The organism is Halomonas campaniensis (genome assembly GCF_014193375.1).
GTDB classification, from domain to species: Bacteria; Pseudomonadota; Gammaproteobacteria; order Pseudomonadales; family Halomonadaceae; genus Halomonas; species Halomonas campaniensis.
Genome location: NZ_JACHZF010000030.1, coordinates 16064 through 39424 on the forward strand (window position 1 = coordinate 16064; position 23361 = coordinate 39424).

Consider the following 23361-nt stretch of genomic DNA (forward strand, 5'->3'; position numbering starts at 1 on the left):
CCGCGACCAGGAGGATAACTACCGGATGACCTACCACACGACCCGTCGCAGTCTTCTCGGGCTGGCCAGTGCGGCTGCCCTGCTGGGATCCCTGATGGCTGCCGGCACCTACAGCCAGGCGGCCACCCTGCCCCCCGGCGGTGCCGAGGCGGGTGGAACCGCCAGCGAGCAGATGAGCTCCCGGCACTCCTTCGGCCAGCACTTCTGGGACGCGCTCGCCCTGGAGCCGAGGGACGCCTGGAGCCGGCTGCGAGCCAGCTTCCAGTGGCAGGACGAGCCCCACGACGAGCGGGTCCAGCACTGGATCGACCACTACCGTGCCAGCCCCCACAACATCGTCGAGATCACCGAGCGGGCCCGCCCCTGGCTGGCCTGGATCACCGAGCAGATCGAGTCGCGCGACCTGCCGGGCGAGATCGCCCTGATCCCCTTCGTGGAGAGCTCCTTCGACCCCATGGCGCGCAGCCACCGTGGTGCCGCCGGCCTCTGGCAGTTCATGCCCGGCACCGGGGACGCCCTGGGGCTGCGGCGCAACGGCGCCTATGACGGGCGCCTCGACGTGGTCGCCTCCACCCGCGCCGCCCTGGACTATCTCGAGCTGCAGGCCGACCAGTGGTACGAGGGCGACCTGGAGCTTTCCCTGGCTGCCTACAACGCCGGCGCGGGCACCGTGAACCGCGCCCGCCGGGCCGCCCAGTCCCGCGGCGAGAGCGGCGACTACTGGAGCCTGCAGCTGCCCAGCGAGACCATGCACTACGTGCCCAAGCTCAAGGCGATCGCCGCGATCATCGACAACCCTGACGAATACCAGGTCGCCCTCCCCGAGATCGAGGACGCTCCGGCCTTCGCCAAGATCCCGCTGGAGCGCCCCCTGGAGCTGGGCGAGGCGGCCCGCCTGGCCGGCGTCTCGCGCAGTGAGCTGGCCGAGCTGAACCCCGGCCTGATCGGCGGCACGGCGCACCCCAACCAGTCGCGTGTGCTGCTGGTGCCCGCCGAGCGCGCCGATACGCTGATGGCTCGCCTGGAGTCTCCCGCGACGGCCCCCGCCACCGGCACGGCCGAGGGCTATGTGGTACGCAGCGGCGACAGCCTCTCCGCCATTGCCTCGCGGCAGGGCGTCAGCGTCGAGGAGATCCGCCGGCACAACGACCTGAACGGCGACGTCATCCATGCCGGCCAGGTACTCGAGCTGCCCCAGCGCAGCCTGGCCTACCGCTGAGCCGGGCCGGGAGGAACCCTCCCTCCCGGCAGAGGTTTACAATCCGACGGCGTCCTGACACCTTATTGCCGGAGGTTCCCTGCCGGGAACGGAGCCGATCAAGGATGTCCTCGATGTCGACTGCCCTGCGCTGCCTGCTGCTCGGTGCCCTGGTCACCCTGGGCGGGCTCGCCCCCGTGGCCTCCCTCCTCGCGGAGGAGGCCGAGGCGGTACCCACCGTCCACGGGCTCGCCCTCTACGATGACCCGGAGCTGCCGGCCGGATTTCCCCACTTCCCCCATGTCAATCCGGACGCCCCCCGGGGCGGCACCCTGACCCAGGCGGCCGTGGGGGGCAGCTTCGACTCCACCAACCCCTTCATCATCCGCGGCACGCCCGCGGCAGGGGTCTCGCAGATCTACGATACCCTCCTGGAGGGTAACCCCGGCGAGCCCTTCTCGGTCTACGGCCTGCTCGCCTCGGGAATCCGCCTGGACCCGGAGCGCCACTGGATCGAGTTCGACCTGCGCCCCGAGGCGCGCTTCCATGACGGCGAACCGGTCACCGCCCACGACGTGGTCTTCAGCTTCGAGCTGCTGCTGGAGCAGGGCAACCCCTTCTACGGCGCCTACTATGCCGACGTGGCCAGCGTCACTGCGCTTGACGATCACACCGTACGCTTCGAGTTCAGCGCCAACCACTCACGGGAGCTGCCGCTGATCGTCGGCCAGCTGCCGGTGCTGCCCAGGCACTACTGGGAGGCGCGGGACTTCACCTCCCCCACCCTGGCGGCCCACCCGGGGTCCGGTCCCTACCGCATCGACGAGGTCGATCCGGGGCGGCGCATCGTCTACCGGCGCGACCCCGACTACTGGGGCCGGGACCTGCCGGTGAAGCGCGGCCGCCACAACATCGACCGGCTGATCTACGACTACTACCGCGACCGGGATATCGCCTGGGAGGCCTTCAAGGCCGGCGTGCTGGATTACCGCATCGACGCCCGGGCGGCCACCTGGGCGATCGGCTACGACTTCCCCGCCTACCGGGACGGCCTGGTACGCCGACTCAGCGTGCCCGACGGCCAGCCGGCCCGCATGCAGGCCTTCGTCTACAACCTGCGGCGCGACAAGTTCGAAGACCCGCGGGTCCGCGAGGCCCTGGCGCTGACCTTCGACTTCCCGTGGCTCAATGCCAACATCTTCTACGACGCCTACCGGCGCACGGAGAGCTTCTTCCAGAACTCCGACCTGGCCGCCGAGGGGCTGCCCGACGAGGCCGAGCTGACCCTGCTCGAGCCCCACCGCGAGGCCCTGCCCGAGCGGGTGTTCGAGGAGCCGGTGCCCATCGACCACCCCCTCGAGCTGCGCGAGCGGTTGCGGCTCGCCATGGACCTGCTGCATGACGCGGGTTACGTGGTGCGCGACGGGCGCTTGGTCGACGAGGCGACCGACCAGCCGCTCACCGTGGAGGTGCTGCTGTTCGATACCGGCATGGAGCGCGTGACCCAGCCGATGCTGCGCAACATGTCGCGGCTCGGGGTCCAGGGCAGCATCCGCATCGTCGATATCAACCAGTACCTCAACCGCCTGCGCAGCTTCGACTTCGACATGACGGTGGGCCAGTTTCCGCAGTCCAACAATCCCGGCAACGAACAGCGCGAGTTCTGGACCAGCGACTTCGCCGAGAGCCCCCAGAGCCGCAACCTCATGGGGCTGGCCAACCCGGTGGTGGACGACCTGGTCGAGCGGCTGATCCGCGCCGAGAGTCGCGAGGAGCTCAACACCATCGCCCGTGCCCTGGACCGGGTGCTGCTGCACGAGCATATCCTCATCCCCCACTACCACTCCGGCGAGACCCGCATCGCGATCTGGGACAAGTTCGCCTGGCCAGAACCCTTCCCGGCGTACGGCATGGACCTGGAGGCCTGGTGGGTGGATGCCGAACGTGAAGCCGAGATCAACCAGCGCCTGCGTCGCCGCTGACGCGCCGACGCCGACCGCCCCTCCTGCCACAAGGACGACGATACGTGAGCCGCTACATCCTGCGCCGCCTGCTGCTGATGATCCCCACCCTGCTGGGCATCATGCTGCTCAACTTCGTCATCGTGCAGGCCGCGCCCGGCGGCCCCATCGACCAGATGCTGGCCCGCTTCGAGGGCATCGACAGCATGGCCAGCACCCGGCTGGACGCGGGCGGTGGCGACGTGGTGGTAAGGGACGAGTCGCGCGGGTCCCGGGGGGTCGACCCCCGCTTCATCGAGCAGCTGGAGGCCCAGTTCGGCTTCGACCAGCCCGCCCATGTGCGCTTCATGGGCATGATCGCCGACTACGCCACCTTCGACTTCGGCAACAGCTTCTTCCGCGACCGCCCGGTGGTCGAGCTGATGATCGAGCGCCTGCCCGTGTCGGTGTCACTGGGGCTCTGGACCACGCTGCTGGTCTATCTGATCTCGATCCCGCTGGGGATCCGCAAGGCGCTGCGCCACGGGTCCCGCTTTGACGTCTGGACCTCGGGGCTGGTGATCGTCGGCTACGCCATCCCCGGCTTCCTGTTCGCGATCCTGCTGATCGTGCTCTTCGCCGGCGGCAGCTACTGGGACCTCTTCCCGCTGCGCGGCCTCACCTCGCCGGACTTCGACGAGCTCTCCGCCTGGGGCAAGGTCAAGGACTACTTCTGGCATATCACCCTGCCGGTCGTGGCCATGACCATCGGCAGCTTCGCCACCCTGACCATGCTGACCAAGAACAGCTTCCTCGACGAGATCCACAAGCAGTACGTGCTGACGGCTCGGGCCAAGGGCGCCAGTGACCGTCGCACCCTCTACGGCCACGTCTTCCGCAACGCCATGCTGATCATCATCGCCGGCCTGCCCGGCGCGCTGGTCACAATCTTCTTCACCGGGTCGCTGCTGATCGAGGTGATCTTCTCGCTGGAGGGGCTCGGGCTGCTGGGCTTCGAGGCCGTGATGCAGCGCGACTACCCGGTGATCTTCGGCACCCTCTACCTCTATACGCTGATCGGGCTGATCCTAAAGCTGATCTCCGACCTGACCTACGTGTGGGTCGATCCCCGCATCGACTTCGAGACACGGGAGTCCTGAGCCGATGGCCGCACCCCTATCCACGACACTGGCAGGGCGCTTCTCGCCCATCACCCGCCGCCGCTTCGGTGTCTTCCGCGCCAATCGCCGCGCCTGGGTCTCGCTGTGGATCTTCGCCGCGCTGTTCGCGGTGAGCCTGGCCGCCGAGCTGATCGCCAACGACAAGCCGCTGGTGATGAAGTACGACGGGCAGTGGTACCTGCCCCTGCTGGTGGACTACCCCGAGACCGAGTTCGGCGGCTTCCTGCCCACCCGTGCCGACTACCATGACCCCTTCGTCCAGGCGCAGATCGAGGAGCACGGCTGGGCCCTCTGGCCGCTGATTCCCTTCTCCTACCAGACCCTGGACATGCAGATGATGCGCCCCTCCCCGGCGCCCCCCGACGCCCGCCACTGGCTGGGCACCGACGATCAGGGGCGCGACGTGCTGGCCCGGGTGATCTACGGCTTCCGGCTGTCGGTCTTCTTCGCCCTGGTGCTCACTGCCGGTTCCCTGGTGATGGGGGTCCTGATCGGTGGCATCCAGGGCTACTTCGGGGGCAAGACCGACCTGATCGGCCAGCGCCTGACCGAGATCTGGTCGGGGCTGCCGGTACTCTTCCTGCTGATCATCCTGGCGAGCTTCGTCCAGCCCGGCTTCTGGTGGCTGCTCGGCATCATGCTGCTGTTCTCCTGGCTGGGGCTGGTCGACGTGGTGCGCGCCGAGTTCCTGCGCGCCCGCAACCTGGAGTATGTGCGTGCCGCCAAGGCCATGGGGCTGACGCCGCCGCTGATCATGTGGCGCCATGTGCTGCCCAATGCCATGGTGGCGACCCTGACCTTCATCCCCTTCCTGTTCACCGGGGCCATCACCACCCTGACCGCCCTGGACTTCCTGGGCTTCGGCCTGCCGCCCGGCTCGCCGTCGCTGGGCGAGCTCGTCGCCCAGGGCAAGAACAACCTGCATGCCCCCTGGCTCGGCATCACCGCCTTCGTCAGCCTGTCGCTGATGCTCTCGCTGCTGGTGTTCATCGGCGAGGGGCTGCGCGACGCCTTCGATCCCCGCCATATCCAGCATGCCGCCTCGCCCACCCCGCCGCCGAGGAATCTCCGCGATGCCTGAGACATCCGCCGCCGACCTGCTGCGCCTCGATGACCTGACCGTCGCCTTCGACGAGGTGACGGTCGTCGATCGGCTCTCGCTGCGGATCCGCCGAGGCGAGACCCTGGCCCTGGTGGGCGAATCCGGATCGGGGAAGTCCGTCTCCGCCCTGGGCGCCATGGGCCTGCTGCCCGACAACGCCCGGGTGGAGGGGGGGCGCTGGCTCGGCGACACCGACCTGGCCCGGCTGCGGGGGCGCGACTGGCAGGGGCTGCGGGGCGGCCGGGTGGGCTTCGTCTTCCAGGAACCGATGACCTCGCTGAACCCGCTGCACACCGTGGCCCGCCAGATCGGCGAGACCCTGCGCCTGCACCAGGGGCTCACCGGCCGGGCAGCCCGGGAACGCACGCGGGAACTGCTGGTCCAGGTCAAGCTCCCGCGGCCCGACGAGCTGCTGGACGCCTGGCCTCACCAGCTCTCCGGCGGCCAGCGCCAGCGCGTGATGATCGCCATGGCCATCGCCAACGATCCGGAGCTGCTGATCGCCGATGAGCCGACCACGGCGCTGGACGTCACCGTCCAGCGGGAGATCCTGGCCCTGCTGGCCGAACTGCGCGATCGCCACGGCATGGGCATGCTGTTCATCACCCACGACCTCAACCTGGTACGTCGTCATGCGGACCGGGTCTGCGTGCTCTTCCAGGGGCGCGAACAGGAGACGGGGCCGGTCGCCGAGGTCTTCGCCTCGCCACTGAGTCCCTACACCCGCCTGCTGCTCGATGCCGAGCCCGAGGGGCGCCCCGCCCCGGCCGAGCGCGGCGCACCGCTGCTGCAGGCCCACCGGCTGGGCGTGCGCTTTCAGCGCCCCAAGCGCCTGTTCGCGCGGCGCCCGCCCGCCTTCGAGGCGCTCAGGCCCCTGGATCTCGCGATTGCGCCGGGCGAGACCCTGGGCATCGTCGGGGAGTCCGGCTCCGGCAAGACCACCCTGGCCCTGGCCCTGCTGCGGCTCACCGAGAGTCACGGCGAGATCACCTTCGGCGAGGAGCGGCTCGACCGGCTCTCCGGCAAGGCGCTGCGTCGCCAGCGACGGCGCTTCCAGGTGGTCTTCCAGGATCCCTACGGTTCGCTCTCCCCTCGCCTGCCGGTTTCCGAGATCATCAGCGAGGGACTGCGGTTCCACTACCCCGAACTCGCCGAGGAGGAGGTCGTGCGGCGGGTCCAGGCGACGCTCAGGGAGGTCGGCCTGCCCGAGGACTGCGCCTCGCGCTACCCCCACGAGTTTTCCGGCGGGCAGCGGCAGCGCATCGCCGTCGCGCGAGCCATCATCCTCGAACCCGAGATGTTGGTGCTGGACGAGCCCACCTCGGCGCTGGACCGCACGGTGCAGAAGCAGCTGGTGGCGCTGCTGCGCGACCTCCAGGCGCGCCGCGGGCTCAGCTACCTCTTCATCAGCCATGACCTGGCGGTGGTGCGGGCGATGGCCCATCGGGTGATGGTGCTGCGGGACGGCGAGGTGGTGGAACAGGGGGAATGCCTGGCGGTGCTGGAGCAGCCTCGCAGCGACTATACTCGCGCCCTGGTCGCCGCGGCGGGCCTGTCACCGAGGCTGGGCCAAGGCTGAGGCCCCGGCCCGGCACCGCGAGGCGCTGTGCTCGGGCATGCTCTCCTTATTGGCCGTGTCCGCTTGGTGAAGGATCTTTTGCGACATTCGCCAGCCCCCCGATTTCCTTACTTGCCAGATAACGGTATAAAAATGGACTGATTGAGCCTTGCCTTGCTCAGCGTCGACAAAGCGTGACATTCCATGGGCCTGGCCTGCCGTATACTCGCCGGATTTCCCGCCCGGTGCCCCTCGATGCGCTGCCTTCCCGCCCTGCTGTGGTCCCTGCTGCTGTTGTTGCTGGTCGTTCCGGCCGCCCAGTCCGCCGCGCCGCCCCTGGCGATGGATCAGGGCTGGGAGTACCGCTGGGGAGACTCCCCGCTGTCCCCCGACGGCCGTCCCGCCTGGCTGAACGATGACGAGGGGTGGCGGGCCATCGCCTTCCCCTCGAACCCGCCGGGCCGCGAGGGGCGCCGCCACGTCTGGTTCCGCACCACCCTTCCCGACGGCGAGTGGCGCGACCCGGTCCTCTACCTCACCAGCATCGACCTGATCGGGCAGGTCTACCTGGACGGCGAGCTCCTCTACCAGTACGGCGAGTTCGACGAACAGGGCGAGGGCGATTTCGCCGGCTGGCCCTGGCACATGATCGAACTGCCCGAGGCATTCGCCGGCAAGTCCCTTCATATCCGGGTCTACTCCTACTACACCGACATCGGCCTGTGGGGCGAGATCCGCATCATGGACCGCATCGACCTCCTCAAGCGGGTGATCCAGGACTCGCTCGAGGACCTCACGGTCGGCGCCTTCGTGCTGCTGCTGGCCGTGCTGGCCGGCATCTTCGCCCTGCTGGGACCGGATCGTCGCGCCTTCGGGGGCCTCGCCCTGTTCGCCTTCGCCTCGGGCACCATGCTGCTGGCCGAGGCCCCGGTCCGCCAGCTGCTGCTCGACCGGACACTGCTCTGGGATACCCTGCGTGCGGCCAGCTACTATACGCTGCCGGTCGCCATGGGCATCCTGCTGGCCAGCTGGCTCGACGAGACGCCCCGACGCTGGATCCGGCGCCTGTGGCAGCTGCATCTGGCCTATCTCGTCGGGGCCATCGGCCTGGTCCAGGCCGGCGCGATCAGCCTCTCGCTGACCTTCCCGGCCTTCGATGCACTGCTGGCGGTCACCCTGCCGCTGATGCTGCTGCTCGCCCTGTGGCATTTCACCCGGCTGAGCCATGAGCAGCGCCTGGTGGCGGCCAGCTTCGTCCTCTTCGCCCCCCTGCTGCTGGCCGACATGCTGGTCGCCCATGGCCTCGTCGCGTGGCGCACAGTGCCCCTGAACCTGGGCACCCTGGGCTTCTCCCTGGCGATCGTCGGCGTCTCGCTGTGGCACTACCGACGTACCCGACAGGAACTCGACCGGCTGAATCACTCCCTGGAGCAGCAGGTGGCCGACCGCACCCTCGAGCTGGGCCGGCTGGTGCAGAAGCTCGAGGGGCTCTCCTACGAGGACGCCCTGACGGGCCTGAAGAACCGTCGCCACTTCGATGAACTGCTGCCGCACGAGTCTGCCCGCGCCCGGCGTGCCCGCACGCCACTCGCCCTCGTCATGATCGACATCGACCACTTCAAGCGTTTCAACGACCTGCACGGGCACGAGGCCGGCGACGCCGTGCTGACCGCCGTGGGCGGATTGCTCCGCCAATCCTTCCGGGATGGGGACGTGGTGTGCCGCCTGGGGGGCGAGGAGTTCGTGGTGGTCATGCCGGGAGCAACGGCGGCCACGGCCGAGGCGAGGATCGGCCGGCTGCTCCAGGGGGTGCGCGGCTATCGATTCCGCCATCGCGACCGTGAGCTCGAGGCCATCACCCTCTCCTGCGGCGTCGCGGCCTTCCCGGAGCACGGCGATGACCCCCTGGCATTGACCCGGCTCGCCGACAGGGCGCTGTACCGGGCCAAGCACCGTGGCCGCGACCGCAGCGAGACCTGGTCACGGGAGTGAAGGCGCTCAGAAGGCGGCAATCTCCTCCTCGGTCAGTTCCCGCCACGCCCCCTCGGGGAGGTCCCCCAGCGCCAGCGGCCCGATCGATTCCCGGTGCAGCGCCGTGACGTGGTTGCCGATGGCCGCGAACATCCGCTTCACCTGATGGTACTTGCCCTCGAACAGGGTGAGCTCGGCGACGTCCGGCTCGCGCATGACGAGTTCGGCAGGCCGCGTGGGCTTCTCCTCGCCGTCGAGCAGCACCCCCTCGGCGAAGGCGTCGATGGCCCGCGACAGCGCCTCCCCCTCCAGCGGCTCGGCCAGGGTCACCCGATAGACCTTGCCGCAGCGGCGCTTCGGCGAGGTGACGCGATGGGACCACTGGCCGTCGTCGGTGAGCAGCACCAGGCCGGTGGTGTCCACGTCGAGGCGCCCGACGGTCTGCAACCGCTCGAGATGCGGCAGGTCGAGCAGGTCGATGGCCCGGGGATAGAGGGTCCGCCGCGCGGTGCACTCCACGCCTTCGGGCTTGTGGAGCATCACGTAGCGATGCCCGACCAGCGCGAGCGGCTCGCCGTTCCAGGTCACCCGGCTCGTCTCGCCAACCTGGGTGGCGGGGTTCTTGATCACCTCGCCGTCGACGCTGACCTCGCCGCGATGCATCGCCTTCTTGGCCAGGCTGCGGGTCAGCTCGGTGGTCTCGCAGAGGAAGCGGTCCAGGCGCATCAGTAGCCGACCCCGTCGGAGAGGGTGAAGTGGTCGGCATCCCGCCAGGCGGGAAACTTCTCGCGGAACTCGCGCAGCTCATCCAGCGAGAGCGACCCGGTCTTGACGAAGGGCGCATCGCGGGGCTCGTCGATCAGCGCCTCGCCCTTGGCGTCGACCAGCATGGAGTCGCCGGCATAGGGAAGCCCCTTGGCATCCTCGCCGACCCGGTTCACGCCGATCACCGGGCAGAGGTTCTCGATGGCCCGGGCCTGGAGCAGGATGCGCCAGGGGTGGCGTCGCGGCGCCGGCCAGTTGGCGACGCAAAGCAGGGCGTCATACTCGAAGTGCTCGTCCGGCGCCGGCTGCTGGCGCAGCCAGACCGGGAAGCGCAGGTCGTAGCAGACGCTGAGCAGGATGCGGAAGCCCTTCAGCTCGACGATCACCCGCTCGTGGCCCATGCCGTAGCGCTCGTGCTCGCCGGCCATGCGGAACAGGTGACGCTTGTCGTAGTGTGCCAGGCTGCCGTCAGGGCGCGCCCAGATCAGCCGGTTGAAGTAGTCCCCACCTTCCACCACGGCCACGCTGCCGGTCACCACGCAGCCGCGCCGGCGGGCCTGCGCCTGGAGCCAGGCCACGGTGGCACTCTCCTCCATGGGTTCGGCCATCTCCCGGGAGTTCATGGTGAAGCCGGTGGAGAACATCTCGGGCAGCACGATCAGGTCGGTCTCGGCGGCCCCGAGGTCGCCCAGGGTCTCCTCCAGCATACGGCAGTTGGCCTCGGGATCTTCCCAGCGCAGGTCGCACTGCACCAGGGTGGTTCTGAGTTCGCTCATGGGGACTCCGATCCGGTGGCTGTCATCCCCGCCAGCCTACCCCACTGCCGCGCCGCCGTCAGCCGATGCGCCGGGGCGATGGCGGGCAAGCCAATAGCCTGCTAAGTTGGCTCCTTTTCGCTGCGAGGCTCCCATGTCCGCCACTCCCGTCTCCCTGCCCGACCGCGAGGCCACCAAGGGCGTCGCCTTCGGCCTGGGCGCCTATATCGCCTGGGGCTGCTTCCCGCTGTTCTTCGCCCTGTTCGACGGGGTGCCGGCCTTCGAGATCCTGATCCACCGGGTGCTCTGGTCCTGCCTGTTCCTGGTCGGGCTGGTCACCCTGCTGGGCCGCTGGGGCCCCATCCGCGACGCCCTGGGCGAGCCGCGACGACTCGGCCGCGTGCTGGGCTGCGCCGTGCTGATCGCGATCAACTGGGGACTCTACATCTATGCCGTGGAGACCCGCCATGTGCTCCAGGCGAGCCTCGGCTACTTCATGACGCCGCTGGTCAACGTGGCGCTGGGCATGCTGGTGCTGCGGGAATCCATGCACCGCCTGCAGGCGGTGGCCGTGGCGCTGGCGGCCCTGGCCATCCTCATCCAGCTGGTGCTGCTCGGCGAACTGCCGTGGATCAGCCTCGGCCTGGCCTTCTCCTTCGGCACCTATGGCCTGCTGCGCAAGCAGGTCCCCCTGGACGGCCTGTCGGGGCTGTTCGTCGAGACCCTGCTGCTGCTGCCGCTGGCCCTGCTCACCCTCGCCTGGCTGAGCCAGGCCGGACTCTCGCATTTCCTGGGCGGTGCCGAGGTCACTCTGCTGCTGGTCGCCAGCGGGGTGATCACCGCCCTGCCGCTGCTGGCCTTCGCCGGGGCGGCCCGACGCCTGCGCCTCGCGACCCTGGGGTTCCTGATGTACATCAACCCCAGCATCCAGTTCCTGATCGCCCTGATGGTCTTCCGCGAACCGCTGTCGATGGTCCAGCTCGCCACCTTCCTGCTGATCTGGGCGGGCCTGGCCCTCTACTCCTGGTCGGCATGGCGCTCGCGCCCGCGCCGGGCATCGGTAGCCGCCACCGACTAGCGATGCGTCGCGCCATCCGGCACATTCCGCTACCATCACGCGATGCCCCTCGCTCCCGATATCCCCCACTCCTCTCGCCCCCGCCTGCTGCTGGTGGGGGCCGGTCACGCCCACCTGCACCTGATTCGCCACCGCCAGCGCTTCGGTGATGCCGAGGTGTGCCTGGTCGACCCGGGCAGCTTCTGGTACTCCGCCATGGCCGGCGGCGTGCTGAGCGGGCGCCTGCCGGCGTCGGCCGATCGCCTCGACCCGGCGCGCCTGGCACGGCGCCACGGCGTGACGCCGATCCGGGGTCGCCTGGCCAGCCTGGACCTGCCCGGCAAGCAGGCGCTGCTCGAGGACGGTCGGCGCCTGCCCTTCACCCTGCTCTCGCTCAACGTGGGGTCGCGCACGCCTCCCCCGGTCGCACGCCAGCCGGGACCCGCGGTCTGGACGGTCAAGCCGCTGCCCTGCCTGGTGGCGCTCCATCACCGCCTGACCCGCGACTTCCGAGCGGGTCAGTGCCCCTCCCTGGTGGTCGTGGGGGGCGGCGCCAGCGGCATCGAGGTCGCCAGCAACCTCCATGCCCTGGCCAGGCGCCATCGCGTCGCCTGCACAATCACCCTGGTGACCCGGGGGACGGGCCTGATTCCGGACGCGCCGGCGGGGGCTCGACGCTTCCTCGCCCGCCTGATGGCGCGACGCGGCATCCGGGTGATCACCGGGGCCGAGGTCACCGGCACCCTGGGCCGGGGGGTGATGCTGCGCACCGACGAGACGCGCAGCGGGGAGGACAGCCTATCGCTGGTCGAGGCCGATCATGTCGTCCATGCCGGCGGCCTGGTGCCGCCCGCCGTGCTGGGGCGCCTCGGCCTGCCGCTCTTTCCCGACCGGGGGCTGGCGGTGTCGGCGACCCTGCAGAGCCTGGGCCACCCCGACATCTTCGCCGCCGGCGACTGCGCCGCCATGCGCGACCATCGGCTGCCGCGCCTGGGCGTCTACGGCGTGCGCCAGGCCCCGGTGCTGCTGGACAACCTGGTCGCCCGCCTGGCGGGCCGCGAGCTGCGACACTTCGAACCACAGCCGCGCGCCCTGGCGATCCTCGACCTCGGTGAGGGGCTGGGGCTGGCCATCCGCGGCCGGCACTGGTGGGCCGGGCGCAGCGCCCTGCTCTGGAAGGGGTGGCTGGACCGGCGTTTCATGGCCCGCTATCGGTGAACAGCGACGGGAGCCGCCGCCCGGGGGCGGCGGCCGGTGGGGAGGAGACGCTCAGCGTTGGCTGGCGGCCAGCGCCTGGTCCAGGTCGGCGAGGATATCGTCGATGTGCTCGATGCCGATGGAGAGGCGCACCATGTCCGGCGTGACGCCGGCGGCGACCAGCTCCTCGTCGTTGAGCTGGCGGTGGGTAGTGGAGGCCGGGATCGACGAGCAGGTCTTGGCATCGCCGATGTTGACCAGGCGCAGGATCATGCCCAGGGCGTCATAGAAGCGCGCCCCGGCCTCGCGGCCTCCCTGGATGCCGAAGCTGAGGATCCCCGAGGCGCGTCCCCCCATGTACTCCCGGGCCAGGCCGTGGTCCTTGTGGCTCTTCAGGCCGGCGTACTTCACCCAAGTCACCGCAGGGTGCCCCTCCAGGTACTCGGCCACCCGCTGGGCGTTGTCGCAGATGCGCTCGATGCGCAGCGACAGCGTCTCGAGCCCCTGGAGCAGGTTCCAGGCCGCCTGGGCGGAGAGCGCCGCCCCCATGTTGCGCAGCGGCACGACCCGGGCGCGGCCGATGAAGGCCGCCTCGCCCAGGTCACGGGTGTAGCAGACGCCGTGATAGGAGACGTCCGGCTCGTTGAGCAGCGGGAAGCGCTCGGGGTAGTCCGCCCAGGGGAACTTGCCGGAGTCGACGATCACCCCACCCACGGTGGTGCCATGGCCGCCCATGTACTTCGTGGCGGAGTGGATGACGATGTCGGCCCCCTGCTCGATGGGCCGCCACAGGAAGGGGGTCGGCACGGTGTTGTCGACGATCACCGGCACGCCGTGGCGATGGGCGACCTCGGCGAGGGCCTTGAGGTCCACCACGCTGCCCGAGGGGTTGCCCACCGTCTCGCAGAAGACCGCCTTGGTGCGCGCGTCGATCAGCCCCTCGATGCCTGACAGGTCGTCCTTGTCGGCGAAGCGCACTTCGATCCCCTGGCGCGGCAGGGTGTGGGCGAAGAGGTTGTAGGTGCCGCCGTAGAGCTCGCTGATCGAGACGATGTTGTCGCCCGCCTCGGCGATGGTCTGGATGGCATAGGTGATGGCGGCCATGCCCGAGGCCACGGCGAGGCCGGCGAGTCCGCCCTCCAGGGCCGCCACGCGCTGCTCGAGCACCGCACAGGTGGGGTTCATGATCCGCGAGTAGATGTTGCCCTCGACCTTGAGGTCGAAGAGATCCGCGGCATGCTGGGCGCTGTCGAAGGAGAACGAGGTGGTCTGGTGGATCGGCACCGCCACCGAGTGCTGGTCATCGGGGGCATAGCCGTGGTGCAGGGCGATGGTTTCGGGCTTCATGGCGTGTCCTTGTCGTTCATTAGACCCCTGATGCTAACCAACTCTGAACGCCACCACTAATATCGTTTAGTCTCTAGCGTTATATCCCCCGACGGTGCCTGAACGGATGCTCAAGCGCTACCTGCCGGTCCTGACCTGGCTGCCCCACTACCACCGACGGCTGTTCGGCGCCGACCTGCTGGCCGGCGTGATCGTCACCGTGATGGTGATTCCCCAGTCGCTGGCCTACGCCATCCTCGCCGGCCTGCCGGCGGTGGTGGGACTCTATGCCAGCATCCTGCCGGCGGTGCTCTACGCCCTGCTCGGCACCAGCCGCACCCTGGCGGTGGGTCCGGTGGCGATCATCGCCCTGATGACCGGCGCCGCCCTCTCCGGGGTCGCCACCCCCGGCAGTCCCGACTACCTGGCGGCGGCCCTGGTGCTGTCGCTGCTCTCCGGAGCCATGCTGGTGGCCATGGGTCTGCTGCGCCTGGGCTTCTTCGCCAATTTCCTCAGCCACCCGGTGATCGCCGGCTTCCTGTCGGCCTCGGCGGTGCTGATCGCCGCCAGCCAGGCCGCGCACCTGCTGGGGATTTCGGCCAGCGGCTATACGGTCACCGCGCTGCTCGCCAGCATGGCGGGCAACCTGGCGCAGACCCACTGGCCCACCCTGGCCATCGGCGCCGGTACCCTGCTGTTCCTGATCGCCATGCGTCGTCACGGCCAGTCCCTGCTCCAGCGCCTGGGGCTGGCCCCCGCCACCGCCGCCCTGCTGACCCGCGCCGGCCCGGTGCTGGCCGTGGTGGCCACCACCGCGCTCACCTGGCACTTCTCGCTGGCCGAGCGGGGCGTGGCAGTGATCGGCGCCATCCCCGCCGGGATCCCGCCGCTGACGCTGCCGCTGTTCGAATTGGAGCTGTGGCAGGCGCTGCTGGTGCCGGCCCTGCTGATCAGCGTGGTGGGCTTCGTGGAGTCGATCTCCATGGCCCAGATGCTGGCCGCCCGGCGCCGCCAGCGCATCTCGCCCAACCAGGAGCTGATCGGCCTGGGCGGGGCCAACCTGGCCGCGGCCTTCTCCGCCGGCATGCCGGTCACCGGCGGGCTGTCGCGCACCGTGATCAACGACGAGGCCGGTGCCCAGACGCCCCTGGCGGGGCTCTTCGCGGCCCTGGGCATCGGCCTGGTCACCCTGCTGTTCACCCCCCTGCTCCATCACCTGCCCATCGCCACCCTGGCCGCGACGATCATCGTGGCGATCCTGACCCTGGTGGACCTGCCGATGATCCGCCAGACCTGGCGCTATTCGCGCAGCGACTTCTCGGCCATGGCGGTCACCATCCTGCTGACCCTGGTGGAGGGGGTCGAGGCCGGCATCATCAGCGGCGTGGTGCTCTCCATCGGGCTCTTCCTCTACCGCACCAGCCGCCCCCACAGCGCCGTCGTCGGGCGCATCCCCGGCACCGAGCACTTCCGAAGCGTCGAGCGCCACGAGGTCGAGACCCTGAGCCACGTCGCCTTCCTGCGCATCGACGAGAGCCTCTACTTCGCCAACGCCCGCTACCTGGAGGATACCCTGCATGCCCTGGTGGTCCGTCACCCCGGCCTCGAGCACGTGGTGCTGATCTGTTCGGCGGTCAACCTGATCGACGCCTCGGCGCTGGAGAGCCTGGATGCCACCAATGCCCGCCTCCGAGACGCCGACGTGACCCTGCACCTGGCCGAGGTCAAGGGACCGGTGATGGACCGCCTCAAGCGCAGCGACTTCCTCGACGACATCACCGGGCGGGTGTTCCTCAGCACCTATGCCGCCTGGCAGGCGCTGGGCGCCTCCTCTACCGCCAGCAGCTGATCAGCTGGCGTCGCATTGCAACTCGGTCCTAGACATTAGTCTAGGGCCGCACACTCCCTCGTTTCCTCAAGTGCCCCGGCCAGCGCCTTTTTTCCTGTGCGCCCCCTCAAGATGGGGTCCGCTTCTTATCACGATGTCGTTGACACCGCTGCCAGCGCTTCCCTAGTATCGATACGGTATTCGGAACACAATACCGCAGAGCAAAACAATATCGATACCCTCAGGAGCCCGTTATGCGTCCGCTCACTCGCCGATTCGCACTCGCCAGCCTTCCCTTCGCCTTGTTGGGCAGCAGCCTCGCACTGGCCAATGACGTCAACCTCCCTCGAACCATGGCGTGGACCGCCTACGGCACCAACTCCAGCGGCTATGCCCAGGCAGTGGCTATCGGCAACATGCTGCAATCCAACTACGGCACCTCGGTCAGGGTCCTGCCGGGAGACAACGACGTATCGCGCATGACGCCGCTGAAGCAGGGGCGAGTCGATCTCTGTGCCTGCGGCATTGCCAGCTACTATGGCGCCGAGGGGGTGATGATGTTTGCCCATCCCGACTGGGGCCCTCAGCCCATCCGCCTGATCACCACGTCTACCGCCTCATTCGGCCTCTCTCTTGCGGTAGCCGGTGACCTGGAAGTCGAAACCCCGGCGGACCTGCGCGGCAAGCGCATCGCCTACATCCGCGGCGACGACGCACTCAACAAGGGCACCGAGGCCTATCTGGCCTTCGGCGGCCTGACCTGGGATGACGTCGAACGCGTCGACTATCCCGGCTATGGCCGCTCCTTTGACGGCATCATCGCCGGTAACGTCGACGCCTCCTTCACGACCACCGTCACCCCTCCCGCCCAGCAGCTCGCCAGCAGCCCCCGCGGCATCAGCTGGCCAGTGCTCGACCCCAATGATGCCGATGGCTGGGAACGCATGGCCGCCGTCGCGCCCTACTTCCAGCCTCATCGGATCACGTCGGGAGCCGGCGGCGTCAGTGCCGACAACCCCGTCGACAGCGCCAGCTACCCCTATCCCATCGTGGTCGGTAACGCCGATCTTGACGAGAAGGTTGCCTATGGCTTGATCCGTGCCCTGCAGGACAACTATGACGACTACAAGGACAACGCTCCCGGTGCCGTCGGCTACGCCCTGGAGTATCAGGATCTACAGTGGGTGATCCCCTTCCACGATGCCGTCGTGGGCTACTACGAGGAGATTGGCGTCTGGACCGATGAGATGCAGGCCCACCAGGAGCAACTGGTCGAGCGTCAGAATCTCCTGCTGACCACCTGGGAAGTCTTCGTCAGCGATGCCCCCAGCGAGGAAGAGGCCTTCAGAAACGCCTGGATGGAGGCACGCGCCACCGCACTGCGTGACGCCGGTTTCGACCCCATATTCGAATGACTCTTCGGGGCGGCGCAGGCCGCCCCCAGCTTTCTGGACACCGCCATGACGCATACTGCTGACAACGACGGCACCCGGCAGGCCAAGGAGAAGATCCGCCAGATGCGGACCCTGCCGCTGCCACTGCGCTGGATTCCCGGCGCCGTGACGGTGGCCCTCCTGCTGATGACCCTGGACTACCTCTTCAATTTCGGCCACTTGACCTTCATCACCGGACTGGAGACCCAGTTCTACTATGCGGTGGTGGCCCTTCTGCTGCCGCTGATCTATCTGCTCTGGCCGCTGACACCGGCAGGCCAGCATCGCCCCATTCCCTGGTACGACTATCTGCTCAGCGCCGTGACCCTGTCGGTCAGCGGCTACTTCGTGATCAACGCCGACTCCATCCTGGAGCGGGGCTGGGCCTTCGCGGCGCCGGATACCGCTCTATGGGTCAGCTATGCCTGGTGGCTGCTGATCATCGAGGCGTCGCGACGCGCCGGCGGCTGGCCCATCGCCGTGATCGTCACCCTCTTCTCCCTCTACCCGCTGGTCGCCGACGTAATGCCGGGCCCCATTCAGGCCTTTCCCTCATCACTCTCGGAAACCGCCATGTACCACACCATGAGCACCGAGAGCATCATGGGCATTCCGCTGCAGGCCTTCGCCGGCCTGGTGATCGGCTTCCTGGTATTCGGGGTGGTGCTGCAGAAAAGCGGCGGAGGCAAGTTCTTCATCAACCTGGCCTTCGCCCTGCTCGGCCATGTACGGGGCGGTCCGGCCAAGGTATCGATCTTCTCCAGCGGTCTGATGGGCTCGATGAGCGGCAGTGTGATCAGCAACGTGCTGACCACCGGCGTGCTGTCGATTCCCGCCATGCGGCGCATCGGCATGAACCGCTCCTTCGCCGGCGGAGTCGAGGCCTGTGCCTCCACCGGCGGGGTACTGATGCCCCCGGTGATGGGCGCCACCGCCTTCGTCATGGCGATGTTTCTCGACGTGCCCTATTCCGCCGTTGTACTGGCCGCCATCATCCCGTCGATCCTCTATTTCCTGGGCCTGTTCATCCAGATCGATGCCTACGCCGCACGCAACGACATCAAGGGGTTGCCCACTGTCGAATTGCCATCACTCTGGCAGACGCTGAAGGAGGGCTGGTACTTCATCTTCGTCTTCGCGCTGCTGGTCTGGATGCTGCTGGTGATGCAGCGCGAGGCCGTGGCCCCCTTCTACGCCACCGCGCTCCTGCTGGTCCTCAACCAGCTCTCCCGCCACAACCGATGGGGCTGGAAGGAGCTTGGCGAGGCGCTGTCGGGTGCGGCCAAGCTGTTCGCCGAGCTGATCGCCATCCTGGCAGGCGTGGGGATGCTAGTGGGCGCGCTCTCCATGACGGGGCTCTCCGGCACCATCGCCAACGACTTCATCCACCTGGCGGGGGGCAGTGTGCCTCTGCTGCTGATCATGGGTGCCCTGACCAGCTTCGTGCTGGGTATCGGCATGACCGTTACCGCCGCCTACATCTTCCTGGCGGTGGCCCTGGCACCGGCCCTGATCCAGGGCGGCGGCCTCGACCCGATGGCGGTGCACCTGTTCATCCTCTACTGGGGCATGCTCAGTTTCATCACGCCGCCGGTGGCGCTGGGCGCCTTCGCCGCCGCTACCGTCGCCGGCGCCCGACCGATGTCGACCGGCCTGCAGGCCATGCGGCTGGGCAGCGTGATCTACTTCATTCCCTTCCTGTTCGTGCTCAACCCGGCGCTGATCATGCAGGGCGAACCACTGCAGATCGTGCTGGTGTTCGTCCAGGCACTGGCGGGCATCGTGCTGTTCGCCTCGGCCATGCAGGGCTACCTGATCGGGGTCGGTCGATTGGGTCATGGCGCGATTCAGGAGACAGCGATCCGCGCCCTGGTGCTGATCTCGGGGCTCACTCTGGCCCTGCCCGGAGGCGGCATGGTGCCGCTCAGCCAAGTCGAACTGCTCGGTATCTCGCTGGCCGCCCTGGTGCCTGCCGTCCTGCTGGCCCGCTGGAGTCAACGCCACCGTCGTGACGGCTCGCACGAGCCGAGCCTGTGAAACGAACCGGCCACACACCACGCCCATAACCCGGAGCTCATTGCATGCCAGCCTGTGTCCACTACCAGCGCCATGACGACATCGGTGTGATCCGCATCGACAACCCGCCCGTCAACGCCCTCGGCCATGCCGTGCGCAGCGGCCTGCTCGAGGCGCTCGATCGGGGCCTGGCCGATGACGGCGCACGCGCCCTGGTGCTGATGGCAGACGGCCGCACCTTCATTGCCGGTGCCGATATCCACGAGTTCGGTCAGCCTCCGCGGCAGCCGATACTGCCGGAGGTCATCGCCCGTCTCGAGGCCAGCACCAAGCCCCTGGTGGCGGTACTGCACGGCACAGCCCTGGGCGGCGGCCTCGAGGTGGCACTGGGCTGCCACTACCGTGTGGCCCTGCCGGGCACCCGGGTCGGCCTGCCCGAGGTCAAGCTCGGCCTGCTGCCCGGTGCCGGCGGCACCCAGCGGCTGCCCCGCCTGGTCGGTGTGGACAGCGCCCTGGCACTGATCACAAGCGGACGTTTCGTGCCCGCCGAGGAGGCATTGGCGCTGGGTATCATCGATGCCATTGACGCGACCGCTGCCCCGCTCGATGCCGGCCTCGGCGCCGCTCGCGACATCCTGGCAGGCCAACGCACCGCCCGCCGAACCGGCGAGCTGCCCGCGCCCGCCGCAGACCCCGGGGCCATCGCGCGCCATCGGGCTCGGCTCGACACCGAGGCGCCCGAACTGTTCTCGCCATTCCGTTGCCTCGAGGCGGTCGCGGCCAGCAGCGAAGCGAGCCTGACCGAGGGGCTGCGCCGCGAGCGCGAGCTGTTCCTCGCCTGCATGGACTCTCCCCAGCGGGCCGGACTGATCCATGCCTTCTTCGCCGCCCGCGCCCCGCACAGGGTGCCGGATACCGAAGAATCCGCGACGCTGACCCATATCGCCCTGCTCGGTGAGCATCCGCTCTTCGAGCGCCTCAAGGGCAATGCCGGGCGCACCGGCATCGCGTTGACGGACCAGCCGGAGGCCTCGACACAGGTCTGCCTGATCGCCCCTGACCACGCGGTTCCCCGCTGTCCGGCGGGGTGTGCGTCCATCGTCTTGCGGCCGGCCGAGGGCACCGGCCGGCTGGCTGAACTGGACGCAGACCTGGTGCTGGTCACGCCGCCACAGGGCGCGCTGATGGAGCTGGTCGCCACTCGCGCCAACGCCCAGCAGCAGCAGGCCGCGGCCTCTGCCCTCAAGGCGCTGTGTCAGGCCGTCGTGGTGAGCCGCCGCGACAGCCTGCTCGCAGCGCTGCATCGGGCGGCGAACGCCGCGCCGGATAACCGCTGCGCCGCCATGGAGGCGGCCAGCCTGCTCCTCGCCGAGCAGGGCTTCTGCTACCGCTCCAGCGATATCGACCTGCTGGCCGTCGAGGTCCTGGGCTACCCGCGTCACCTCGGTGGCCCCCACTACCAGGCCACTCTCTCTGCATCCGCCACCTCGGAGACATCCCCATGAACCTGACCTACAGTGCCGAGGAGCAGGCGTTCCGCCAGGACGTACGCGACTTTCTCGCCACGTCACTCCCCGACGACATCCGCGAACGCGTGCGGCTCGGCCGTCGGCTCTCCGCCGATGACCACGTGCGCTGGCAGAATATTCTCAGTGAGCGCGGCTGGCTGGCCGCCAACTGGCCCGAGGCACACGGGGGGCCCGGCTGGGGCCCGGTGCAACGGCACATCTTCGACGAGGAGTGTGCCGCCGCCCATGCGCCGACCGTGGTGCCGTTTGGCGTCAACATGGTCGCGCCGGTGATCATGAAATTCGGTAGCGAAGCGCAGCAGCGCCACTACCTGCCGCGCATCCTCGCCAACCGGGACTGGTGGTGTCAGGGCTACTCCGAACCCGGGGCCGGCTCCGACCTGGCCAGCCTCAAGACCCGCGCCGTGCGCGACGGTGACCACTATGTCGTCACCGGGCAGAAGACCTGGACCACCCTGGGACAGCACGCCAACATGATGTTCTGCCTCGTGCGTACCGACCCGGACGCCAGGAAGCAGGCCGGCATCAGCTTTCTGCTGATCGACATGGCAAGTCCGGGCATCACGATACGCCCGATCATCACCCTCGATGGCGCCCACGAGGTCAACGAGGTCTTCCTCGACGAGGTCCGCGTGCCGGTGGCCAACCGCATCGGCGAGGAGGGACAGGGCTGGACCTGTGCCAAGTTCCTGCTGACCCACGAACGCACCGGCATTGCCGGGCTCGGCCACGCCAAGCAGGCACTGCGCCATCTCAAGTCACTGGCCACCCGGGTCCCGCATCGCGGGCGACCGCTCCTCGAGCTGGCGAGCTTCCGCCAGCGGGTGGTGAAGGCCGAGCTCGAGCTGATGGCACTGGAGGTCACTAACCTGCGGGTCATCGCCGCGGCTCAGGATGGCAGCGTGCCGGGAGCGGAGAGTTCGCTGCTCAAGGTCCGCGGCTCGGAACTTCGCCAGGAGCTCAGTGAACTGACCCGCCGCGCCCTGGGGCCGGCCGCGCTGCCCTTCTTTCCCGACTTCCTTCACGGAGACGGCGAGCTCGACGACCCGACCCTGGCGGAGAGCGCCGCAGGCGCCGCCCAGTACTTCAATCGCCGCAAGCTATCGATCTATGGCGGTGCCAACGAGATCCAGAAGAGCATCGTCGCCAAGACAATTCTTGGCATGTGAATCGCCGATCCTCCGTACCCAAGGAGCCGTCCATGGACTTTTCCCTGACCGACGAGCAGCGCATGCTCGCCGACACCCTTGATCGCCTGATTGCCGACCGGGTCGCCCCCGAGCAGCGCCGCGCCATGCTCGAAGCACCTGCCGATGAACCTTTGGCGCTGTGGCAGACCTTCGCCGAACTGGGGCTGCTGCACATGCCCTTCGCCGAGGAGGTCGGCGGCCTCGGCGGTGAGGGCACCGACCTGATGCTCATCATGCAGGCCCTGGGACGCGGCCTGGTGCCCGCCCCCTACCTGGCCGGCCTGGTGCTACCTGGTGATCTGCTGGCCCGGCTCGGCGATGCCGGGCAGCAGGCGCGCTGGCTGACCCCGCTGCTGGAGGGCGAACATCAGCTGGCACTGGCCTGGCAGGAGAACGACGCCCGCTACGATGCCCACGGCATCACCACCGCGGCGCGCCAGGATGGTGATGGCTGGCGCCTCGATGGCAACAAGCAGCTGGTGCTCAATGCCGCCTCGGCCGCTGCCCTGCTGGTCACCGCCCGACTCGACGATGGGCGCCTGGGCCTGTTCGTTGTCCCCGCCGACGCCCCCGGCCTGTCGCGTCGCGACTACCGCACCATCGACGACCAGTCGGCCAGCGACCTGACTCTGGACGCCGTCTCGTTGAGCGACGCCAGCTGTCTCGGTCTCGACGTCGCCCAGGCCCTCGATGCCACCCTTGCGCTCGGCCGCGCGGCGCTGTGTGCCGAGGCAGTCGGTGCCATGGAGGTCGCCTGCGAGCAGACCCTCGACTACCTCAAGGAGCGCCAGCAGTTCGGCACCTCCCTGTCGGCGTTCCAGAGCCTGCAGCACCGCATGGTCGACATGCACCTGCACCTCGAGCAGGCCCGCTCCATGGCGATTCTCGCCGCCACCAGCCTGACCCTTCCCGATGCCGAGCGTGACTATCGCCTCGCCGCGGCCAAGGCCTACTGCGGCGAGGCCGCCCGCTTCGTCGCCGAGCAAGCCATCCAGTTGCATGGTGGCATGGGCATGAGCGAAGAGTGCTACGTATCGCACTACGCCAAGCACCTGGTGATGTTCGATCACTACCTGGGTGACGTCGATCACCACCTCGACCATGTCAGCGACCACCTTGTCGACGCGGCCTGACCGCTGATTGCAACAAAGGAGAACGACGTGGCAACAAGCGAACGCGATTCGATGGATTTCGATGTGGTGATCGTCGGCGCCGGGCCTTCGGGCCTGGCCGCCGCGTGCCGACTGATGCAGCAGGCCAATGAGGCCGAGCAGGAGCTGACGGTTTGCGTGGTGGAGAAGGGCTCCGAGGTGGG

At 68.7% G+C, this 23361-nt stretch carries 18 protein-coding genes; 15 read left to right on the top strand and 3 right to left on the bottom strand.

The genetic code is table 11. The annotated features are described in order from the left end of the window. Nucleotides 1–25: 25 nt before the first annotated feature. The 6 genes from BDK63_RS16250 (at nt 26) to BDK63_RS16275 (ending at nt 8971) form a co-directional block, all read left to right on the top strand. Nucleotides 26–1219: a transglycosylase SLT domain-containing protein gene (locus BDK63_RS16250; RefSeq protein WP_183333859.1), complete on the top strand. Its 1194-nt coding sequence runs from the start codon at nt 26–28 to the stop codon at nt 1217–1219. A 113-nt stretch (nt 1220–1332) separates the two neighbouring features. After that, entirely contained in the window at nt 1333–3180 is a 1848-nt protein-coding gene (locus BDK63_RS16255) for an extracellular solute-binding protein (RefSeq protein ID WP_183333861.1), read from the top strand. Nucleotides 3181–3224: 44 nt separating this feature from the next. After that, nucleotides 3225–4298, top strand: coding sequence for a microcin C ABC transporter permease YejB (locus BDK63_RS16260; RefSeq protein WP_183333863.1), 1074 nt, complete (start codon nt 3225–3227; stop codon nt 4296–4298). 4 nt (nt 4299–4302) lie between these two features. Then, nucleotides 4303–5400 (top strand): ABC transporter permease, encoded by a 1098-nt coding sequence (locus tag BDK63_RS16265; RefSeq protein WP_183333865.1) that lies wholly within the window; start codon nt 4303–4305, stop codon nt 5398–5400. Beyond that, nucleotides 5393–7000, top strand: a complete 1608-nt coding sequence (locus BDK63_RS16270; protein ID WP_183333867.1) for an ABC transporter ATP-binding protein — start codon at nt 5393–5395, stop codon at nt 6998–7000. Before BDK63_RS16265 ends, BDK63_RS16270 begins: the two co-directional genes overlap by 8 nt. Nucleotides 7001–7234: 234 nt before the next feature. After that, nucleotides 7235–8971, top strand: coding sequence for a GGDEF domain-containing protein (locus tag BDK63_RS16275; RefSeq protein WP_183333869.1), 1737 nt, complete (start codon nt 7235–7237; stop codon nt 8969–8971). Between the two features lie 6 nt (nt 8972–8977). On the opposite strand, the gene BDK63_RS16280 is transcribed toward BDK63_RS16275, so the two are convergent. Beyond that, nucleotides 8978–9676 (bottom strand): pseudouridine synthase, encoded by a 699-nt coding sequence (locus BDK63_RS16280; protein ID WP_183333871.1) that lies wholly within the window; start codon nt 9674–9676, stop codon nt 8978–8980. Next, a complete protein-coding gene (locus BDK63_RS16285) occupies nt 9676–10491 on the bottom strand; it encodes an amidohydrolase (RefSeq protein WP_183333873.1) in 816 nt (271 codons plus the stop codon). The genes BDK63_RS16280 and BDK63_RS16285 overlap by 1 nt, the downstream gene beginning before the upstream one ends. Nucleotides 10492–10624: 133 nt before the next feature. Here BDK63_RS16285 and rarD point away from each other — a divergent pair, with 133 nt between their 5' ends. Both rarD and BDK63_RS16295 read left to right on the top strand, forming a co-directional pair. Beyond that, on the top strand, nt 10625–11548 hold the full coding sequence (gene rarD / locus BDK63_RS16290; protein WP_183333875.1) for an EamA family transporter RarD: 924 nt from the start codon (nt 10625–10627) through the stop codon (nt 11546–11548). A gap of 42 nt (nt 11549–11590) precedes the next feature. Next, the gene (locus BDK63_RS16295) at nt 11591–12745 is read left to right on the top strand and encodes an NAD(P)/FAD-dependent oxidoreductase (RefSeq protein ID WP_183333877.1); all 1155 of its coding nucleotides are present in this window, start codon (nt 11591–11593) and stop codon (nt 12743–12745) included. 51 nt (nt 12746–12796) lie between these two features. Here BDK63_RS16295 and BDK63_RS16300 read toward each other — a convergent pair whose 3' ends face one another. Further along, complete coding sequence (locus BDK63_RS16300) at nt 12797–14071, bottom strand: O-acetylhomoserine aminocarboxypropyltransferase/cysteine synthase family protein (RefSeq protein WP_183333879.1); 1275 nt, start codon at nt 14069–14071, stop codon at nt 12797–12799. 106 nt (nt 14072–14177) lie between these two features. Between BDK63_RS16300 and BDK63_RS16305 the strand changes: the two genes are divergently transcribed. From BDK63_RS16305 to BDK63_RS16335, 7 genes are all read left to right on the top strand, one after another. Further along, nucleotides 14178–15899 carry a SulP family inorganic anion transporter gene (locus tag BDK63_RS16305; RefSeq protein ID WP_183333881.1) on the top strand — a complete coding sequence of 574 codons (1722 nt, stop codon included), beginning with the start codon at nt 14178–14180 and terminating at the stop codon, nt 15897–15899. A gap of 233 nt (nt 15900–16132) precedes the next feature. Further along, complete coding sequence (locus BDK63_RS16310; protein WP_183333883.1) at nt 16133–17293, top strand: TAXI family TRAP transporter solute-binding subunit; 1161 nt, start codon at nt 16133–16135, stop codon at nt 17291–17293. A gap of 45 nt (nt 17294–17338) precedes the next feature. Further along, a complete protein-coding gene (locus BDK63_RS16315; protein ID WP_183333885.1) occupies nt 17339–19348 on the top strand; it encodes a TRAP transporter permease in 2010 nt (669 codons plus the stop codon). Nucleotides 19349–19392: 44 nt separating this feature from the next. Further along, a complete protein-coding gene (locus BDK63_RS16320; RefSeq protein WP_183333886.1) occupies nt 19393–20832 on the top strand; it encodes an enoyl-CoA hydratase/isomerase family protein in 1440 nt (479 codons plus the stop codon). Further along, nucleotides 20829–22025, top strand: coding sequence for an acyl-CoA dehydrogenase family protein (locus BDK63_RS16325; protein ID WP_183333888.1), 1197 nt, complete (start codon nt 20829–20831; stop codon nt 22023–22025). Before BDK63_RS16320 ends, BDK63_RS16325 begins: the two co-directional genes overlap by 4 nt. 32 nt (nt 22026–22057) lie before the next feature. After that, nucleotides 22058–23179: an acyl-CoA dehydrogenase family protein gene (locus BDK63_RS16330; RefSeq protein WP_183333890.1), complete on the top strand. Its 1122-nt coding sequence runs from the start codon at nt 22058–22060 to the stop codon at nt 23177–23179. A gap of 27 nt (nt 23180–23206) precedes the next feature. After that, a partial coding sequence (locus tag BDK63_RS16335) for an NAD(P)-binding protein (protein ID WP_183333892.1) occupies nt 23207–23361 on the top strand: 155 nt, incomplete at its 3' end.

What these genes read in the sequence shown, in the direction of transcription:
- BDK63_RS16250 (WP_183333859.1), top strand. Translation starts at nt 26, where the DNA reads ATGACCTACCACACGACCCGTCGCAGTCTTCTCGGGCTGGCCAGTGCG.
- BDK63_RS16255 (WP_183333861.1), top strand. Translation starts at nt 1,333, where the DNA reads ATGTCGACTGCCCTGCGCTGCCTGCTGCTCGGTGCCCTGGTCACCCTG.
- BDK63_RS16265 (WP_183333865.1), top strand. Translation starts at nt 4,303, where the DNA reads ATGGCCGCACCCCTATCCACGACACTGGCAGGGCGCTTCTCGCCCATC.
- BDK63_RS16270 (WP_183333867.1), top strand. Translation starts at nt 5,393, where the DNA reads ATGCCTGAGACATCCGCCGCCGACCTGCTGCGCCTCGATGACCTGACC.
- BDK63_RS16275 (WP_183333869.1), top strand. Translation starts at nt 7,235, where the DNA reads ATGCGCTGCCTTCCCGCCCTGCTGTGGTCCCTGCTGCTGTTGTTGCTG.
- BDK63_RS16280 (WP_183333871.1), bottom strand. Translation starts at nt 9,676, where the DNA reads ATGCGCCTGGACCGCTTCCTCTGCGAGACCACCGAGCTGACCCGCAGC.
- BDK63_RS16285 (WP_183333873.1), bottom strand. Translation starts at nt 10,491, where the DNA reads ATGAGCGAACTCAGAACCACCCTGGTGCAGTGCGACCTGCGCTGGGAA.
- rarD (WP_183333875.1), top strand. Translation starts at nt 10,625, where the DNA reads ATGTCCGCCACTCCCGTCTCCCTGCCCGACCGCGAGGCCACCAAGGGC.
- BDK63_RS16295 (WP_183333877.1), top strand. Translation starts at nt 11,591, where the DNA reads ATGCCCCTCGCTCCCGATATCCCCCACTCCTCTCGCCCCCGCCTGCTG.
- BDK63_RS16300 (WP_183333879.1), bottom strand. Translation starts at nt 14,071, where the DNA reads ATGAAGCCCGAAACCATCGCCCTGCACCACGGCTATGCCCCCGATGAC.
- BDK63_RS16305 (WP_183333881.1), top strand. Translation starts at nt 14,178, where the DNA reads ATGCTCAAGCGCTACCTGCCGGTCCTGACCTGGCTGCCCCACTACCAC.
- BDK63_RS16310 (WP_183333883.1), top strand. Translation starts at nt 16,133, where the DNA reads ATGCGTCCGCTCACTCGCCGATTCGCACTCGCCAGCCTTCCCTTCGCC.
- BDK63_RS16315 (WP_183333885.1), top strand. Translation starts at nt 17,339, where the DNA reads ATGACGCATACTGCTGACAACGACGGCACCCGGCAGGCCAAGGAGAAG.
- BDK63_RS16320 (WP_183333886.1), top strand. Translation starts at nt 19,393, where the DNA reads ATGCCAGCCTGTGTCCACTACCAGCGCCATGACGACATCGGTGTGATC.
- BDK63_RS16325 (WP_183333888.1), top strand. Translation starts at nt 20,829, where the DNA reads ATGAACCTGACCTACAGTGCCGAGGAGCAGGCGTTCCGCCAGGACGTA.
- BDK63_RS16330 (WP_183333890.1), top strand. Translation starts at nt 22,058, where the DNA reads ATGGACTTTTCCCTGACCGACGAGCAGCGCATGCTCGCCGACACCCTT.